Source organism: Terrisporobacter petrolearius (genome assembly GCF_020748185.1).
Classification (GTDB): Bacteria; Bacillota; Clostridia; order Peptostreptococcales; family Peptostreptococcaceae; genus Terrisporobacter; species Terrisporobacter petrolearius.
The window spans coordinates 1-473 of the sequence record NZ_JAHZMO010000159.1 but is presented as its reverse complement, the minus strand read 5'-3'; the positions used below and the strand labels follow the sequence as shown (position 1 = coordinate 473).

1 pseudogene is annotated in these 473 nt (G+C 34.0%); it reads left to right on the top strand.

The features are described 5' to 3' along the window. Window positions 1–28: 28 nt before the first annotated feature. A pseudogene (locus K0040_RS20095) lies at window positions 29–473 on the top strand (PTS transporter subunit IIC); the annotation flags it as partial.

Below are 473 nucleotides of genomic sequence, written 5' to 3'. Positions count from 1 at the left end.
GTTCTTTTCTTGTGTATTAGTTTTAATCATGAAAGCACATGGATTCGATAATACAATCACTATTTTAATAGGTGGAACTATCTTAGGATTTATGTCTGCTGCACTACCTCAATTCTGTCAACCCTTTATGCGTGAATTAACAGGTGGTGACGAACAAGCCATTGGTCACTTTAACATGATTGGTTAGGGTCTATCAGGTTATATTGGGCGTTTATTTTCGAAGCATAAAGATGATACAACAGAAACTATAGAATTTCCTAAATGGTTATCAATATTCAGAGATTTCTTAATGGGTCTATCCATAGTTATGTTAATCTTATTTTATATTGCAACATTAAAAGCTGGTCAAGCATTTACTCAAGAAATTGCTGGCTCAACGCATTGGTTAGTTTTCCCACTTATAGAGGCATTTACATTTGTAGCAGGTATGTCAATATTGATGTCAGGTGTTCGTATGTTCTTAGCTGAAATAA